Here is a 16,272-nt window from a genome sequence, read left to right as displayed (position 1 = left end):
GCGGCAGCACCGTGTTGAGCCTCCACGACGTAGTGGGGCTGTACGGTGCTGCCGCAGCCGGGCATGCGCCCGGCTTTGCCCTGGGCTAGTGGCCTATTGCGATTGTCACTTGCCGCATTTGCCGTAGATATGCAATCGGCCGTCAATATGTTGTTTGGGCGTCCAAACACCAGATCTAGAGCGGAAAGCAGATCTACGGCAACAGCGGGCTAGACTGGGCCGGCGCTACGTGCGACGCCCTCGCACCACGACGGTGATGCCGACAAGCAGGAGTAGCGTGCCAAGCCCAATCGTGGTGATGGTGATCCAGGTGATCGCGTCGAGGCTACCTGTGCCAAACGCCTTCTGGCCGACGTAGGCGCAGAACGCGAGAATCAGGGCACCCCAGATGATGGGACCGGTTCGTGGCCCTGTGCGATGGGCATCCTGCGCTGGCTGCGCTGACTGCAGCGGCGGGACGGGCTGCGTCGGCGGAACGGGCTGCGCCGCCTCGATCGGAGTCGTCGGAAATAGTGGAGTAGTCGCAGGTTGCACTGACGGCTCCGCTCCGGTTTCAGGGCGAGTCTCTTCTGAACTGCTCATCGGTTGACCTCCTGCTTCGCGCGGTCGAGTTGGCTCTCGAGTTCAGTCTCGCGAGCTTCGAGGTCGGTACGGTCCTTGGCCGAGAGGCCTGGCTCGGTGAGCTGCCACTGTACATGGTCAAGCTGCTCCCTGATACGGGCGGCCTTTGCTTCCGCTTCGGCCGCGGCTTGCTGCTCAGCTTTCTCGGCTAGCTCGGCCTGAGACTTTCCAGCATCGTCCGTCTTTGATCCGCTAGTCGAGGAACTGTCAGTGCTCGCTATTTGATGGAAAACACGGATGTTTCCTGCCAGCACGTAGACGGTGATGTGGGGGAGATCCGCGCTCCGGTGTGCAACGCTCCCACTGCCGTGCCCTGAGTGGTCAGCGCCGTTGACTTCGATGGTTCGACTCAGCAGCGGGCCAGCGGTGCGAGCGCCAGCGGCCCCGGGCTCTTCGATGTTGCCAGCGAGTACACGCAGTGTGATTACCGCTGGTGTCTCGATCGGGAGAGACACATTCACGCGACCGGCCCCGAGCCATGCGGTGAGATCGCCATCATTGGGTTGCAGGTTCGTGAGATCGAGATCCATGTCACCCGCGACGACCACGGCACCGGGCGCCTGTCCGGCCGGGACATACATGTTGCCGAACGGCTGGAAACGGGACCCCCAGGGGAACACTGCGGTGATGAGGAGCGCAATGACGCCGACAGTAGAGAGGAAGCCGACAATGCCGGTGCTTCGCCCGCGGATACCGGCCACAATCAGTGACACCGCCAGCACAACAAGCGCGCCAGTGATGCCCGCAATGAGCGAAGCAGGGACACCAGATGCGAACGGCAGGCGGGCATCAAACGTGAGCGCCCAGATCGCGCAGGATCCAGCAGCGAGCAGCGCAAGTGCGAGGGTGATGATCACATGACCCGCACCCAACTTGCGAGCGTCGTGGTGCGCGGCGTACTGCGCGCTCCAGGCATCAGCCTTGCGGCTGACATCGTCGCCCCACTTCGAAGCCTTCTCGCTCGTGCGGTCGCCCCAGTCTGAGACGTTCTTCTCCCAGCCGTTGAGTCGCTGCTCCCAGGTGGGCTCGGGAGTACCCGCGCTCGAGTCGGAGGCGTCTGACGTGGGGGCGGATCCGCCCGCGGTCGTAGTGGACTCAGCCGGTCCTGCGAAGGAAGCCGTTGAAGGTGCTGCGCCAGCTGTGGCCGGTGTAGCGGCTGCAGCGGCAGCCGGGTCAGTAGCTGCGGCAGGCGCCGGATCACTCGTGCCCGCGGCATTCTGCTTACGGCCGCGCTTCAGCGCGACACGGCTGACCCACCACACGGCACCGCCCACGATTGCGAGCCACAGGCCGATGGAGAAGAGTACTTGCAGCCAGTGCGGGAGCATCCACGTGCCCCAACCCCAGCCCCAATTCCAGACGCTGAGCGGGCTGGAAACGCCGGGCGCAATAATTCCGAAGATCGCCGGAATCACCACAACGACCGCAATAATTATTGCGGCGGTGGTGACCCCGGCCGACGCTCGCCCCCGGAACAGTTCCTCCAGGTGAATGCGTCCGCTGGTATCCGGCAGCAGGAGCCAGCCCGCGAGGTACAGCAGCAGGCCGGGGCCACCGAGGACCGCGAGAACGATGAAGATGCCGCGCACGATGAGCGGATCAATGCCTGCTTTCGCCGCAAGGCCACCGGCAACGCCGGCGAACCAGCGATCGCTGCCGCGGGTGATGCCGAGTCCACGCAGCCACGTGAAGAACGGGGTGCCGAAGGGGGCATTGCCGTTCTGAGTCGGTTCGGGTGTGGTGTTCATACTTCGAGTTTGCTGGACGGCGGCGAAGCTTGCCATCGGGGTTTCCCCTGAGCGACCCCTGATCCTTGCCCCTGAGGGTGCAGATTGCCCCTGTTGGCTGCTTTGATAGAACCATGAACCGACCCCCGCTCGTGCGCGCGACAGACGACCGCATTCTCGCGGGCGTCTGCGCGGGCCTCGCCGCGCACCTCGCGGTGCCGGTGACGTGGGTACGGATCGCATTCGCCGTCCTCGCGCTCGCCGCAGGCGCCGGGCCTCTGCTGTACGTCTGGCTGTGGGTAACGGTGCCGCCTGCGGGAGAGACGGACGCTGTCGTGCCGTTGCGTCGGGCGCTGACGAGGCCAGCCGCGCCAGCTGCCTCGTCCGGGATCCCAGACAATCAGGCTGACGAACCTGCCACCCCGGCTGCGCCTGCCGCGACTGCGCTCGGCCCAGGTGCACCCGACCCCGCCGCGCCGAGCACTCCACCCCGAGACACCCCGGAAGCCGCAGATCCCGCAGCCCACCCGGCACGCTTCACCCGCTGGCCGGTCGCCGAGCTCCTCCTTGGCGCCGGATTCCTCATCGCCGGCATCGCACTCGTGCTTGACCGCGCTGGCGTGCGCTTTGACCTGACGTTCATCCTGCCTGCGCTCGCAGTGCTCGTTGGCGTCGGGCTGACCTGGTGGCAGTTCGCCGATCGTCGCAACCCCGAGCGCAACATGGTGCCTCGCGTGCTTGGCGCGCTGGCGCTCGTTGCCGCGGGCGTTCTCATGTTCTTCGTCACCGCTCGTGAGCCGAGCGCGCTCACTGTCATTGGTGCCGCATTTGCGGTGCTCGCTGGCGTCGCGCTCGCAATTGCGCCGTGGCTGCTCCGCATGAACCGTGAGCTCGTTGCCGAGCGGTCGGCCCGTGCCCGCGAGGAGGAACGCTCCGAAATCGCAGCCCACCTGCACGACTCGGTGCTGCAGACGCTCGCACTGATCCAGCAGCGATCCGCCCCCGGCAGTGAAGTCGCGCGGATCGCCCGCGGCCAAGAACGCGAACTCCGTGAGTGGCTGTTCCGCGCTGGCGACGGTGCTGCCGCGCGCGAGCGTGAGCTCGCCGGAGAGGAGCTGCGCGCCCACGCCGCCGCACTCGAAGCGGAGCACGCGGTGCGGTTCGAGGTGGTCGAAGTGGGATCCGCGGGCATTGCCCCCGAACCGATCATCGCCGCGGCTCGCGAAGCGATGCTCAACGCAGCACGCCACGCTGGCGGTGACGTGACGGTGTACCTCGAAGCGACCGCGGACACGATCCGCATCGATATCGCCGATCGCGGCCCCGGTCTTGACCTCTCCAATCTGCCAGACGGCCGTATGGGGGTGCGCGAATCGATCCTCGGTCGCATGGAGCGCGCCGGTGGCGGGGCGCGGATCGTCCCAGGCCCCAGCGGCGGCACGTCAGTGCGACTGAACATCCCACGGGTGGCCCCTGCCGCCACAGCCCCAGACTCTCCGGAAGGAACCCCGAATGACTGAGGTGCAGAGTGCGCCAATCCGCGTCGTGATCGTGGATGACCACCAGATCTTCCGCACCGGACTGCGCGCAGAGCTCGGCCCGGAACTCGATGTCGTGGGTGAGGCGGCGACCGTCGATGAGGCCGTCTCCGTGATCGCCGAGACGCTGCCAGACGTGGTGCTGCTTGACGTGCACTTGCCCGGCGGTGCTGGCGGTGGCGGGGCTGAGGTGCTCCAGCGGATCGCAGGCACTCCGGCCGGTGCCACGGCTCGTGCACTCGCGCTCAGCGTCTCGGATGCTGCTGATGACGTGGTGACCGTGATCCGCGCCGGTGCTCGTGGGTACCTGACCAAGACGTCATCGGGTGCGGAAGTTACGGCGGCCGCGGTGCGCGTGCATGGTGGTGACGCGGTCTTCTCGCCACGCCTGGCCGGGTTCGTGCTCGACGCCTTTGGCGCTGGTGGCGGCGAGACTGCCGCGGCTGACGATGAGCTCGACCGGCTGTCTGCCCGCGAGCAAGAAGTCATGCGCATGATTGCCCGTGGCTATGCGTACAAGGAGGTGGCCGCTGAGCTCTTCCTGTCGGTGAAGACGGTGGAAACCCACGTCTCCAATGTGCTGCGCAAGCTGCAGCTGTCGAACCGGCATGAGTTGACTGCGTGGGCACTGTCGCGGCGACTGCTGTAGGGGTTTTGGTCAGGCGTCGGTGCCGCTATCACGACCGCTATCACGACCACGATTTGCCGTAGATATGTAATCGGCCGCCAATATGTTGTTTGAGGCCGATTTCTGCATATTTACGGCAGAAAGCATATTGAGGGAAAAGCGGGCGCGAGTGCGAGTGCGGGCGCGGAGCACACACAAACAAAAGGTGGTGGGCCCCGCATAAGCGAGGACCCACCACCTGAGCAGAGGGACCGACGGGAATCGAACCCGCGTTCTCAGCTTGGGAAGCTGATGTCTTACCATTAGACGACGATCCCAGGCTGCGTTACCGCAACCCTACGAGCGTATCAGAATGGGAACCCGCAGGCGCCCATTCTGACGTCGTAATTATGACGCGCAGACTGCCTTCTCGGCGATGGCGTTTGCCTGTGCCTCAGCGGTCCAGCCCATTTCGGGTGCAGCGCCGTTTTCAGCGGCGATTGCTGCGAGTTCGAACGCGAGTGCGCGAGCGAAGCTTGCGCCTGCAGTCGAGTTGTTCAGTGCGACTGCGACGGTGAACTTCGTCTCGGGATCCTGGTACGCGGCGCTGATGGTGCCGGAAAGCTTGCCTGCGTGGCCGAGCAGCGGGCCAACCTTTTCAACGCCGAAGCCCCACTGGGGGCCATCTTCGTCAACCTCACCGGTCGGGTTGCCGTCCTTGTCGCGCTCGGGGTTCGCTGCCGACTCGGTGGTCGTGGTGAGGCTTGCCTGCTTCGGACCACCGAAGGTGCCGGTGAAGTAGGCGTCGTAGAAACGCTTCATGTCGGTGACCGTGGTGACGGCAGAGCCGGGGCCGGAGATCATCGTGGTGCTGACACCGGAGAGCGAGATGTCTTCAGCATCGCAGACCGCCTTGCCGTCCTTCGTGGGGTACGCGAGGGGGCTGAGGTTGTCTTCGCCGAGGCTGGTCTCGGTCGACTCAGGGATGTACGACGAGCGCATTCCGGTGGCCTCGAAGAGGTTGTCCTGGTACAGATTCTGCGGCGAAACCGCTGCCTGGATACGCAGTGCGCGGTGCAGGATGAGCGCGTTGGCGTCCGACTCGTGGAAGTCGAGACCGGGCCACGAAAGCGGCGAACGTGCAAACGTGTTCGCGAGCAGCTCCTGCTCAGCGAAGTTACGCTCGGGCGTCTGCAGGTTGGCGCGCTCGAAGCCCTTCTTGTAGTCCGCAAGGCCAGAACGCTGGGTGCAGAGCTGCTCGAAGGTGATGTCGTCGAGGTGTGCCTGGCGCGTGAGCACGTCAGAGACCGGCTGGTCGAGCTTCAGCTCGCCTGCCGCGACCTTCTCGAGCAGAATCGCGCACGCAAACGGGGTTGCGGTCTGTGCGGCATTGAACTGTGCGCCGGCGTCGATGCCCTCGCCGAAGCCCTGGACGTACTCGCCCTCCGAGGTCCAGACGCCGACAACGGCCTGCGTCGATCCGCTCTTCTCGAGTGCGTTCTGCACGGCGCTTTCGAAGCTCCCTGCGAGGCCTTCACTTACGGTGCTGGAGTTTGAATCGTTGCCGGCCTGGCCAGCACCGCTGCATGCGGTGAGGCTGAGAGCGACGACAGCGAGAGCACCCACTGTGGCGACGCGAGTGCGTCGGGCAAAGCTTGCGAACACGAAAACCGCCAATCCTGCTTACTGGTTGCGCGAGGCAAAGTCGAGGAAAGTCTACTCTGTGGTACCAGTGGTAACCCGTGAAAATGGCCTCTTTCACCAAGTCGTTAATAGAATGGTGTGGTGAAGAACTTTGATGCCGCCGTTATTGACGCAGTGCTCGCCCACATGAATGACGACCACAACGATGACAATCTGCTCATCGCACGCGCGAACGGTTATCCCGATGCAACTGCCAGTGTCATGGCAGACCTGAACCAGGATGCCGGTATTTGGCGTGCCGAGGGCCCCGAGGGCACTCGTGAAATCACTGTTGCATGGCCGAGTGCTCCGCTGACTGAGCGCCCGCAGATCCGCCGCGATGTTGTGCTCGTGTACCAGGCAGCGTGCAAGACGCTCGGCGTTCCCGCTCGTGAAGAGCACAAGCCCGCAGCCGATGCGAACCCGCACGGCGAGCACGGCGAGCACGGCGGCCACGGCCACGGCGGCCACGGCGCAAGCCCCCACGGTCACGGCAACCCGCACGCAGCGAACCCGCACGCACACGGCGGCAACCCGCACGCCGCAGCAGCTGAGCACACCGGCCCGAAGCCGTTCTCGCAGGTGATCCGCGAGAGCTCGTGGGGCGACCACTCAGACAGCGAGGGTGCGACCTTCATGGAAGACATCATGCGCGGTGTCGCCACGAAGCAGGACTACATTGACCTCGTCATCCAGCACTACTTCATGTACGTAGCGCTCGAGGCAGCTGCGACGCAGCTCGCTACCCGTGATGACGCAGAGCTGCTGCACCCCGCAGCGCTCGTTCGTCTTCCCGCTCTTGAGGAAGACCTTGAGTTCCTCGTTGGTGCTGACTGGCGTGAGCAGATCGCGGCAGTGCCCGCGACCGCTGCATACGCGGCTCGTATCACCGAGATCGCTGAAGAGGGCTGGGCTGCTGGCATCATCGCGCACCACTACACGCGTTACCTCGGTGATCTGTCGGGTGGCCAGATGATCGCGAAGCGCGTCGCGAAGCAGCACGGCTTCGATGACGGCCGCGGCATCTCGTTCTACAACTTTGCTGAGCTCGGCGATCTCGCTGAGTTCAAGACCAACTACCGCACGGTGCTCGATTCGCTGGGTGACACCCTCGATGAGGCTGAGCAGAAGCGCATGTGCGACGAGGTGCGCCAGGCGTACGCGTTCAACACGCAGGTCTTCATCGATCTGGGCAAGCAGAAGGCTGCCCGCGCGGCAAACTGAGCCAGGCTGAAGGAGATCGCGTGAGCCGCAAGGGAAGCCTAGGCCAAGCGTTCTCCGAAGCTATCCGGAGCCTGTGGGCCATGCCCGCTGGCCCCGGCCCTCGGCACTGGATCGCATTGCGAGCGGCCGCCTCGATGGGCGTTCCGCTCGCAATCGGCACGCTGCTTGGCGAACCTGGAATCGGCCTGCAGGTCGGTACCGGCGCGTTCACCGCGCTGTTCTTCGCTGGCCTTCCCGCTGCGGAGCGCGCGCGTGTGCTGCCGCTCGTTGGCGCGATGCTGTTTGGCTGCGCCGCCCTCGGTGGGTGGCTCGCACACTGGCCGCTGGCCGCCGCGATCGGCCTGGTTGTCGCCGCGATTGTGTCGAGCGCGGCCACGTATGGTCTGCGCTTCGGTCCGCCAGGCCCGGTGTTCTTCGTGCTCATGTACGGGCTTGCCGGCACGATCGCTGGCCCGAAGAGCTCGGTGTCGCTCGGTTCGTTCCTGCTGGCGCTTGCCGCTGGCATCCTCTTTGCGTACCTCATCGCGCTGCTGCCGCTGTTGGGTCGCGCAGAGCGTGCGCGTCCGGCACGACCGTTCCGCGAGATTATTCCGCGGATCTGGTTTGGTCGCGGTGAGCAGGAACTGTTGCTGCGCGTGGCGATCGTCGCCGTTGTTGGCACGATCGTGAGCGAGCTGTGGATTGAGCCGTCGCGCGCGTACTGGACGGTCTCGTCTGGCGTCGCGGTGATTGGTTTGAGTACGGTGCGGAGGCACTCGCTTGGTCGCGGCCTGCATCGCTCGCTCGGCACGATTCTCGGCGCCGGACTGTTTATGCTCATCGCCCCGCTCGGCGAAAACCCGTGGATGTTCGTGGCGATCATCGCGTTCTTCCAGTTCGCGATTGAGATCGTCGTCGTGCGAAACTACGCGTTTGCGCTCGTGTTCATCACGCCGCTCGTGCTGTTCATCTCGTCGGCTGCGTCTGGCGCCGGCATGGAGTTCACGGCGGAGGTGCGTGTGATCGACACCCTCGTGGGTGCGGCGCTTGCGATCTTGACGTCGTTCATCCACGCGCCAGGCCCGCGCACGGCCACTGGCACGCTCAAGGTGGTTTCGTAGCCGCCGTCTGGGGTGTGGCCGGAGGCCACTGATCCGCCAAGAATGTGGGCGCGCTCACTGAGGCCGACGAGTCCGAGGCCTGAGCCGGGCAGCCCGAGCCCAGGCATCTGCGGCGCGGAATTGCACACGCGCACCTCAAGCATCCCCTCGGTGACGTGGCCGCGCACGCTGACGGTGGTGCCGGGAGCGTGCTTACGAACGTTTGTGAGCGCTTCTTGGATGGTGCGATAGATCGCGCGTTGCACCGGTGCGCTGAGGGAATCTGGCAGGTCGAGCTCCACCGTCACTTCGAGTCCGGAGGTCTCGGTGAGCGCGGTGACATCTGACAGGCAGGGTTGCGGCGCAGTTTGGGGTGCGGATCGATCGCCGGTCCGCAGCACCGTGAGCATCGTCCTGAGCTCTTCGAGCGTGGTCACGCAGAGTTGGCGGATCGTGCGAGCGCCCGCACGTGACTCCTCGTCGCGGGCGCGCACCTGGAGCGCACCTGCCTGGACTGCCATGAGGCTGACCTGGTGTGAGACGACGTCGTGCATTTCGCGGGCGAGGAGTTCGCGCTCGTGGCGTACCGCCTCGGCGGCAGCGCGTTCACGCTGGGCGGTGTGGACTTCGCTGAGTTCCGCGAGGCTGTCGACGAGCTGGCAGCGGGTGGCAACGAGCACGCCGACGGCCGCGGGCGCGAGGGCGAACATCGCTGCGGTGGTGAGCATGCCCACGGGATGCTGGGGTATTTCTGCACCGGCTGCGCCAGCGACGTGCGCGATGAACATGGTCGTGATGGCACCACCGAGCACCATGCGGTGCGGCCGCTGTACCGCGAGCGAGTAGAGCGCGATGACGGCGGCGATTGAGGCGCAGCCGAACACGAGACCGGGGAGCGCGAGCGCGACAGCTGCCCACGGTGCTCGCCGCCTGAGCAGCAGTCCGGCAGCGGCAACGAACGAGAAGACGGTACTCAGGAGCCCTGAGTCGAAGAGGGTAATCGCGGCTTCTGCTGCAGCGGCCACGAGCAGCACCGCTTCGACGGCCCAGCGTGGGAGCGCCGCGGGAGCGAGTGCCTTCATCGGGTGACCTCCGTGCGGAGGAGTCCTGCGCGCTCGGCAAGCAGCGCGGCGGGCACTCGGCCAGACACTGACAGCTTCGCGAGGATTGCTGAGACGTGGTCCTTCACCGTGCCGACGCTGACCAGAAGCTGCCGCGAGATTTCAGTGTTTGAGTCGCCCTGTGCGAGCCGCACGAGCACTTCGCGTTCACGTTCGGTGAGTTGGGCGATCCGCGCCACTGCATCGTGATCGGTCCCGCCCTCGCGAACCGCCTCGCGCATGCGTTGCGCGGGAATCGGGGCGAGCACGACGCCGCCACCGGCTGCGGTCCGGACATACTGCGGCAGTAGTTCGGGATCGGTGTCCTTCAAGAGGTAGCCGGCCGCGCCGAGGTCGAGGGCGGTGCGGACGTAGTCGTCCATGTCGAAGGTCGTGAGCATGATGACGTGGGGCGGATCGGGCAGCGCCATCAACTCCCGCAAGACGGTGAGCCCGTCAACCTGGGGCATGCGAATGTCGAGCAGCACCACCTGTGGGCAACGCTCCCGCACGAGGGCGAGGGCTTCCGTGCCGTCACCCGAACCGACAACGGTGAGGTCGGGTGCCGCCTCGAGCATGAGCGTGAGGCCCTGCCGGACGAGCGCTTCGTCGTCAATGATGGCGACGGCGATGGCAGCGGTGACGCTGGAGGCAGTGGGCTGATCAGACATACGGCAATGCTAGGTTGCGCGGCTCCGAACATCGCTGGGTGTGTGCAGGGTTCAGCTGGTTGGCTCCGCGATTCGGCCAGGTGGGGGATACCGGCCCGCCAAGGCGAACGCCAACACTAGATTTGGGCGCGACATCCGCGCTCACAGTGAAGGAGACCTCATGACCCAGACGCCTGCCCCCACCGCCGCCCGTGCCGTGATGTCGGACGATATCGCCAAGCTCTTGCTGCGCATTGCGCTCGGCGGGGCGCTCTTTGCGCACGGCTGGCAGAAGTTCTTCAGCATGGGCGTTGACCAGGTGGGCCTCTTCTTCAGCTCGCTCGGGTTGCCGATGCCGGAGGTTGCCGCGATCATCGTGGCCGTGCTCGAACTCGTCGGCGGCGCCCTCCTCGTACTTGGCGTTTTCGTGCGCCCGCTCGCGATGCTTGCGGCGCTCGAACTGCTCGTCGCGATCGTGACCGCACACGCTGGCGCAGGCTTCTACGCTGACGGCGGTGGCTGGGAGCTGCCCGCGATCATCGCTGCGGCGCTCGTCGCGCTCGCCCTGCTCGGCCCGGGCCGTTTCTCGCCCCTCGCAACGCTCCACGGCCGCATCCCGGCGCTCCTCCACTAGTCGCACCCCGAACACCGCCTCGCCCCAGCCGCCGCGGCCCACCACCCAGGCTCACCACCCAGGCTCACCGCCTCGGTAGCATTTCGTCGCTTCCGTAAGCCCCCTTTCGGTGGATCAGTCCGACCGAAGCCGAGTTTCGATACCGGGGCGAAATGGGGGGGGCACAAAAGATGGGGCGCGGATCAGCATCAGCCGATCCGCGCCCCATCTCTGTGCGCGTGCCCACCGGGCAACGAGCCAACCTACGCGCGGTAGGCGACCTCACCGTCGACGAGCGTGAGCAGCACCTGCGCGGTGCGCAGCGTCTCGGGGTCGTCGGTAAACGGGTTCACGCTGAGCACGGCGATGTTCGCGCGCTTACCTGCGGCGATGGTGCCGTGATCGGTGTCCTGGCTCGCGGCGTACGCGGGTCCGTGCGTGAGTCCTTGCAGTGCGTCACCCGGGGTGAACGCGCGCTCGGGGTGGTAGCCGGGCAGCGATGCATCGAGCGCGGATCGCGTCGTCAGCGCGATGAACAGGTTATCGAGCGCGTGGTGCGGCGCCGTGGGCGCGTCCGTGCCGAGGGCGAGGGTGACGCCGTGCTCGCGGAAGATATGCCACGGGAAGCCCTGCTCGCCGCGCTCGTCGCCGAGCATCTCGATCCAGTTGTCCATGATCGCGGGATCGCAGTGCACGGGCTGCATCGATGCGGTGATGCCGAGGGCGGCCATGCGCGCGATCGTGTCGGTGCCGACCGACTCGAGGTGCTCGATGCGGGGACGACGATCGGCGCGGGGGCCGTTGACGCGGATGCACTCCGCGACCAAATCAGCAGCCATCTCACTCGCAGCGTCACCGATTGCGTGCAGTGCGAACTGCAGGCCGGCAGCATCGACCGCGAGCGCGACGGGCAGCGCGGCCTCGTAGCTCCAGATCGGAGCTGCATTCTCGCCGTTCGCGTATGGCGCGCGCATCGCCGCGGTGCACGCATCGATCACGCCGTCGAGCACGAACTTCACGCCGTTGATGCGCAGCCAGTCATCGCCGAACTCCGCGTGGATCTCATCGCGCAACCGGGCCGCGGTCGCGACCTGTGCAAGATCCTCAGCCGGATCACCCGATGCGCGCAGCAACCAGTGCGCGGTCACGGGGAAGGGCAGCTTGCCGTCGCGGCGCAGGCGGCGCACGAGGGGGCGGATCAGGCCCTCATCAAACGCCATATCGGTCGCGCCGGTGATGCCGGTCTCGAGGTACACGCTGAAGGCGTTGTCGAGGTAGCGGTCTTCGTCTTCCTCCGAGGTGACGCGTGCGAGGTAGCCCCAGGCGTACTGCATCGCAGCGGTCTCGAGCAGGAAGCCGGTTGCGTCACCGTGTTCATCGCGCACAATCTCGCCGCCGACGGGGTTCGGGGTATCGCGATCGATGCCCATTGCCTTGAGCGCCGCGGTGTTCACCCACGCAGAGTGCAAGTCGTTCGCGTCGAGCAGCACGGGGACGTCTGCGACGACCGCGTCGATCATTGCTGCGGTGGGGCGTTCGCCGCCGAGTGGGCCGAACTGCCAGCTCACGCCGAGCACGTGCGGTGCATCGGGCTGCTCCGCGCGGCGCTCCGCGAGCGCGTTCTGGATGTCAGCGAGCGTCTCACAGTCGCGCAGCTGCACCTTGTCGAGCGCTTCGCCGAGCATGCGCAGGTGGGAGTGACCCTCAATCATGCCGGGCATGACAAACTTGCCGCCGAGATCGACCTCGGTGATTTCCGCGGGGACTGCGCCCGGGCCGAACGACGAGCGCACGGCTTCGAGCGTGCCCGCTGCAACGATGCGGCCTGCCGAGACGGCGAAGGCTTCGGCGAGGGGGCGATCCGCCAGTCCGGTGAAGACCGTGGCATTGCGGTAGAGGGTGGTGTTAGGCATGGTGTGCTCCTGCGGTTGCTGCGTTGGTTGCTGCTGCTGCGGCGTGGGTGGCGGCGGCATGCTCGCGCTCGAGGGCGCGCTCAGCGCCGACCGAGACGCGGGCGATGACGACGGTCGGGATGATGACCACGAAGCTGACGATGCCCATCATGAGTGCGAAGGTCTGAATGCCAACGGTCTCGATGAGCCACGCACCGATGAGCGGAGCGAAGCTCGAGCCGACGAGGTACGCACCCGACATGGGAGCCGACCAGCGGCCGCGCGCGTCGAGGCCAGCCGCGGTGGCGATGAACAGTGCGAACGCGAACGCGTAGACGGTGTTGATGAGAATGATGAGCCACGCGAGGGTCGTGGGATCGTCGGTGTAGCCCACCCAGATCTTCAGCACGCCACCCACAGCAAGCGCGAGCGCGAGGGGGACCGCGCGGCCGATCTTCTTGCCGCCGATGAGGGCGATGAGCATGGTGATGAGGCCGCCGCCAGCTGCTGCGCTGAGCGCGGTACCGAGTGCGGTGGGCGAGAGGCCAACCGAGTCACCGAGTACGCCAGCCATGGTCCAGATGGCGTCCTCGCTGGTGCCCCAGAGCGGGAAGACGATGAGGATCGCGATGCCGGCCCAGGTGATGCGACGAGGTTCTGCGATCTTGAGCGACTGAGTGACGTCGACCGGCTCCGCGTGTTCAGGCGCATCGGGGAGCCAGGAGGCTACCGCGAAGCCGAGCAGCGAGAGTACAGCGAGGGCACCGAAGACGTTGATCTGGCTGATGCCCATGATCGGAATGATTGCGAGCACGATCATCACGAGCACGCGGTTGATGATGCCGTTCATGGCGCTCACGCGGTTCGGGTTGCGGAGTGCAGCGATTGCAGCGCCCGAGGTTGAGATCGCGGCGCCGACACCTGCGCCACCGATGATGAATGCGGTGACCGCGAGCGACTGGTTCGACGCGAATGCTGCGAAGCCGAAGCCAACGGTGCCGACTGCGAGGCCAGCGAGCGCGAGCATACGGCGGTGAACGCCAGCGGCGAGGCGCGAGCTGCCGAGGCCAACGACGGCTGAGGCAAGGAGACCCCAGGTGAGCACTCCGCCGGCATCAAGGCTCGAGAGGCCGAGTTCTTCGAGGGCGGTGATGATGAGCGGCGCGAGGTTCGCCATCATGAGACCGGCAAGACCGAGCAGGAAGGTGGCTGCGCCGTTCTTGATTCCCAGTGGGTGACGTGGATCGGACCCCTGGACTGCGTGTGTGTTCGAACTCATGATGAGAGCCCTTTCTCAGTGCGTCATTGCATTTCACAGCGTTAACCGAATTGATTTCGATTTCTGCAATATGATGCACTGCAAGAGGTCGCATTGTCAAAACCGGCGACCATGAAGACCAAGGAGGGTCAATGGCGCGACCAAAAGTGGCACTTTTGAGCCGTGACGTGATCGCACGCAAAGCGATCGAAATTGTGGAGTCCGGCCGCGACCTCCAGATTGTGACGCTCGCGCGTGAGCTGAGCGTCAGCCCGTCGTCCCTGTACCACCACGTCGAGGGCCGCGACGGCATCATTCACGCAATGCGCGAATCGCTCTCGGCCGAATACGCGCCGCCGTCAGTCGCTGGCCTGCCCTGGCGAGAACAGGTGAGCGTGCTCATCAACACGCTCTGGCGGCTGTACTCCGACCATCCGCGCACCCTCCAGTTGCTGCTCACCGTCATCATCGAAGAACCCGACACCCTCGAGCTCTACGGCGACATGGCCGCGGCACTCCGCCTCGGGGGAGTCCCAGACGACGAACTGCTCGTCACCATCGAGACGCTTGACGCATTCGCGTTTGGATCCGCCCTCGACGCCCTCTCGCCAGAGAGCATCTTCGCGCGAAACAAGCTCGACCCCTCACTCGACGCCCTCATCGACAAACACCCGACCGGTAAGGCGCGCAACGACCAGCTCTTTGCGCACGGCGTCGATCTCATCCTCACGAGCGTGGAACTTCGCGCAGAACGGGCGCGGATCGCAGCCGACCAGTAAGCCCAGCAGGTGCCAGCCCGCACACGAAACGGCAGTGGCCGGTCACGCACGCGAGGTGCATGACCGGCCACTGCCGTGAGGGCTGGGCGGCTGCGCCGCCGATCCGCCCCCTCGATTGGGTGCTCCCGGTTACTCTGCCGAGTCGACCGCGAGCTCTGGCGGCTGAACACGGAAGCCGCGAGTCGTGATCGCCAGCACAACGACACCAACGAGCAACCAAATCGAACCGAGCGTGATCGCGTGCAGATCGAGCTGCGCGAGCAGGTACGCGATCACCAGAATGCCGATCACGGGGAACACGAGGTACAGCACCGGGTTGTGCGAGCGGCCAGCGCGGCGCTCCTTCGCCCAGTAAACGATGACCGACGTGTTCACCATGATGAACGCCAGGAATGCGCCGAAGTTGATGAACGAGGTCGACGTCGCAACGTTCATGAACATGGCGATGAGACCAACGACCGCGATCGCGAGGATGCTGAGCACCGGCGTGTGGAATCGCGAGTTGAGTGCGCCGAAGAAGCGCTTCGGCAGGACGCCATCGCGACCCATCGCGAAGAGCAGACGGCTGCCAGATGCCTGAGCCGCGAGGCCCGAGGTGAACTGCGCAATGACGAGTGCTGCGAGGAAGACCGCGCCAAACAGATTGCCGCCGATCTTGGTCGCGATATCGAACGCCGCGGTGTCGGGGGACTCGAAGGTGCCGCCGGGCTGCACGAGCTGCGTGACGTAGGCCACGACCACGAAGATGCCGCCGCCGATGAGCGCAACCAGGAGGATAGCGCGGGGCACTGTGCGCTTCGGATCAACGGTCTCTTCCGTGAGCGTCGTCACTGCGTCGAAGCCGAGGAACGAGTACGCCGCAACGGCCGCGCCGCCAGCGATCCCGACGAAGCCAACGCCGTCACCAATGAACGGGCCGCTGCTGAAGAGACCACCAGCACCGTCGGTGCGAACGACCGACGCGATCGAAAGCGCAACGAAGAACGCGATGACCAGAATCTGGAACGACATGAGAATGAGGTTCGCCTTGTCAGCGATCTGAATCCCAATGATGTTCAGTGCGCTCGTGATGACGATGAATCCCAGGATCCAGACCGGCATCGGCACCGCGGGGAACTGCGCCTGCAGGTACGATCCGCCAATGAGCCAGATCACCATCGGCAGGAACAGGTAGTCGAGCATGATCGCCCAACCCACGAGGAATCCCACGCGGCCATCGATCGTGCGGCGCACGTACGTGTAGGCGGATCCGGCAACCGGGTAGGCCTTCGCCATACGGCCATAGCTACTCGCAGTGAAGAGCATCGCAACGAGTGCGATGAGGTACGCGCTCGCGCTCGCGCCACCGGTCTGCTCGGCGATGACACCGAAGATGCCGAGAACGATGAGCGGGGTGAGATACGCAAGGCCAAACAGCACGAGCGAAGGCAGCTTCAGTGTGCGCGTAAGTGTTGCGGATGGTGCTGGGCTGGATGACACGGAGACTCCTCTGTCGTTACGT

At 65.5% G+C, this 16,272-nt stretch carries 13 protein-coding genes, 1 tRNA gene and 1 pseudogene; 6 read left to right on the top strand and 9 right to left on the bottom strand.

Features of this window, described 5'->3' with window-relative positions:
* Nucleotides 1-225: 225 nt before the first annotated feature.
* Nucleotides 226-582 (bottom strand): hypothetical protein, encoded by a 357-nt coding sequence (locus ICM05_RS10805; RefSeq protein WP_188024632.1) that lies wholly within the window; start codon nt 580-582, stop codon nt 226-228.
* Nucleotides 579-2,369, bottom strand: coding sequence for a PspC domain-containing protein (locus ICM05_RS10800; RefSeq protein ID WP_188024631.1), 1,791 nt, complete (start codon nt 2,367-2,369; stop codon nt 579-581). Before ICM05_RS10800 ends, ICM05_RS10805 begins: the two co-directional genes overlap by 4 nt.
* Nucleotides 2,370-2,482: 113 nt before the next feature.
* Here ICM05_RS10800 and ICM05_RS10795 point away from each other — a divergent pair, with 113 nt between their 5' ends.
* Both ICM05_RS10795 and ICM05_RS10790 read left to right on the top strand, forming a co-directional pair.
* Entirely contained in the window at nt 2,483-3,868 is a 1,386-nt protein-coding gene (locus ICM05_RS10795; protein WP_188024629.1) for an ATP-binding protein, read from the top strand.
* Nucleotides 3,861-4,535 carry a response regulator transcription factor gene (locus ICM05_RS10790; RefSeq protein ID WP_188024627.1) on the top strand — a complete coding sequence of 225 codons (675 nt, stop codon included), beginning with the start codon at nt 3,861-3,863 and terminating at the stop codon, nt 4,533-4,535. Before ICM05_RS10795 ends, ICM05_RS10790 begins: the two co-directional genes overlap by 8 nt.
* 225 nt (nt 4,536-4,760) lie before the next feature.
* Here the strand turns inward: ICM05_RS10790 and ICM05_RS10785 are convergent.
* Nucleotides 4,761-4,831 (bottom strand) — tRNA-Gly (locus tag ICM05_RS10785).
* A 70-nt stretch (nt 4,832-4,901) separates the two neighbouring features.
* Nucleotides 4,902-6,158: a serine hydrolase domain-containing protein gene (locus ICM05_RS10780; protein ID WP_188024625.1), complete on the bottom strand. Its 1,257-nt coding sequence runs from the start codon at nt 6,156-6,158 to the stop codon at nt 4,902-4,904.
* 120 nt (nt 6,159-6,278) lie between these two features.
* Here ICM05_RS10780 and ICM05_RS10775 point away from each other — a divergent pair, with 120 nt between their 5' ends.
* Complete coding sequence (locus ICM05_RS10775; RefSeq protein WP_353055891.1) at nt 6,279-7,400, top strand: biliverdin-producing heme oxygenase; 1,122 nt, start codon at nt 6,279-6,281, stop codon at nt 7,398-7,400.
* A 20-nt stretch (nt 7,401-7,420) separates the two neighbouring features.
* The gene (locus ICM05_RS10770) at nt 7,421-8,500 is read left to right on the top strand and encodes an FUSC family protein (RefSeq protein ID WP_353055890.1); all 1,080 of its coding nucleotides are present in this window, start codon (nt 7,421-7,423) and stop codon (nt 8,498-8,500) included.
* Nucleotides 8,501-8,532: 32 nt separating this feature from the next.
* Here ICM05_RS10770 and ICM05_RS13005 read toward each other — a convergent pair.
* Both ICM05_RS13005 and ICM05_RS10765 read right to left on the bottom strand, forming a co-directional pair.
* Nucleotides 8,533-9,189 (bottom strand): annotated as a pseudogene (locus tag ICM05_RS13005) (sensor histidine kinase); the annotation flags it as partial.
* Between the two features lie 368 nt (nt 9,190-9,557).
* Nucleotides 9,558-10,250: a response regulator transcription factor gene (locus ICM05_RS10765; protein ID WP_188024623.1), complete on the bottom strand. Its 693-nt coding sequence runs from the start codon at nt 10,248-10,250 to the stop codon at nt 9,558-9,560.
* Between the two features lie 160 nt (nt 10,251-10,410).
* Between ICM05_RS10765 and ICM05_RS10760 the strand changes: the two genes are divergently transcribed.
* Nucleotides 10,411-10,863, top strand: a complete 453-nt coding sequence (locus ICM05_RS10760) for a DoxX family protein (RefSeq protein WP_251364637.1) — start codon at nt 10,411-10,413, stop codon at nt 10,861-10,863.
* Between the two features lie 242 nt (nt 10,864-11,105).
* Here ICM05_RS10760 and ICM05_RS10755 read toward each other — a convergent pair whose 3' ends face one another.
* Both ICM05_RS10755 and ICM05_RS10750 read right to left on the bottom strand, forming a co-directional pair.
* Nucleotides 11,106-12,755: an amidohydrolase gene (locus tag ICM05_RS10755; RefSeq protein WP_188024621.1), complete on the bottom strand. Its 1,650-nt coding sequence runs from the start codon at nt 12,753-12,755 to the stop codon at nt 11,106-11,108.
* Nucleotides 12,748-14,013 (bottom strand): MFS transporter, encoded by a 1,266-nt coding sequence (locus ICM05_RS10750; protein WP_188024619.1) that lies wholly within the window; start codon nt 14,011-14,013, stop codon nt 12,748-12,750. The genes ICM05_RS10755 and ICM05_RS10750 overlap by 8 nt, the downstream gene beginning before the upstream one ends.
* Before the next feature lie 131 nt (nt 14,014-14,144).
* Between ICM05_RS10750 and ICM05_RS10745 the strand changes: the two genes are divergently transcribed.
* On the top strand, nt 14,145-14,771 hold the full coding sequence (locus ICM05_RS10745; protein ID WP_188024617.1) for a TetR/AcrR family transcriptional regulator: 627 nt from the start codon (nt 14,145-14,147) through the stop codon (nt 14,769-14,771).
* Nucleotides 14,772-14,900: 129 nt separating this feature from the next.
* On the opposite strand, the gene ICM05_RS10740 is transcribed toward ICM05_RS10745, so the two are convergent.
* The gene (locus ICM05_RS10740; protein WP_188024616.1) at nt 14,901-16,250 is read right to left on the bottom strand and encodes an APC family permease; all 1,350 of its coding nucleotides are present in this window, start codon (nt 16,248-16,250) and stop codon (nt 14,901-14,903) included.
* Between the last annotated feature and the right edge of the window lie 22 nt (nt 16,251-16,272).

This window comes from Leucobacter sp. cx-42 (assembly GCF_014529985.1).
Lineage (GTDB): Bacteria > Actinomycetota > Actinomycetes > Actinomycetales > Microbacteriaceae > Leucobacter.
The sequence above is the reverse complement of the archived record's forward strand: the minus strand, read 5'-3'. Positions and strand labels throughout refer to the sequence as shown.

Bases quoted from the DNA above. Each gene is read 5' to 3' on its own strand.
- ICM05_RS10805 (WP_188024632.1), bottom strand. From the start codon at position 582: ATGAGCAGTTCAGAAGAGACTCGCCCTGAAACCGGAGCGGAGCCGTCA.
- ICM05_RS10800 (WP_188024631.1), bottom strand. From the start codon at position 2,369: ATGAACACCACACCCGAACCGACTCAGAACGGCAATGCCCCCTTCGGC.
- ICM05_RS10795 (WP_188024629.1), top strand. From the start codon at position 2,483: ATGAACCGACCCCCGCTCGTGCGCGCGACAGACGACCGCATTCTCGCG.
- ICM05_RS10790 (WP_188024627.1), top strand. From the start codon at position 3,861: ATGACTGAGGTGCAGAGTGCGCCAATCCGCGTCGTGATCGTGGATGAC.
- ICM05_RS10765 (WP_188024623.1), bottom strand. From the start codon at position 10,250: ATGTCTGATCAGCCCACTGCCTCCAGCGTCACCGCTGCCATCGCCGTC.
- ICM05_RS10760 (WP_251364637.1), top strand. From the start codon at position 10,411: ATGACCCAGACGCCTGCCCCCACCGCCGCCCGTGCCGTGATGTCGGAC.
- ICM05_RS10755 (WP_188024621.1), bottom strand. From the start codon at position 12,755: ATGCCTAACACCACCCTCTACCGCAATGCCACGGTCTTCACCGGACTG.
- ICM05_RS10750 (WP_188024619.1), bottom strand. From the start codon at position 14,013: ATGAGTTCGAACACACACGCAGTCCAGGGGTCCGATCCACGTCACCCA.
- ICM05_RS10745 (WP_188024617.1), top strand. From the start codon at position 14,145: ATGGCGCGACCAAAAGTGGCACTTTTGAGCCGTGACGTGATCGCACGC.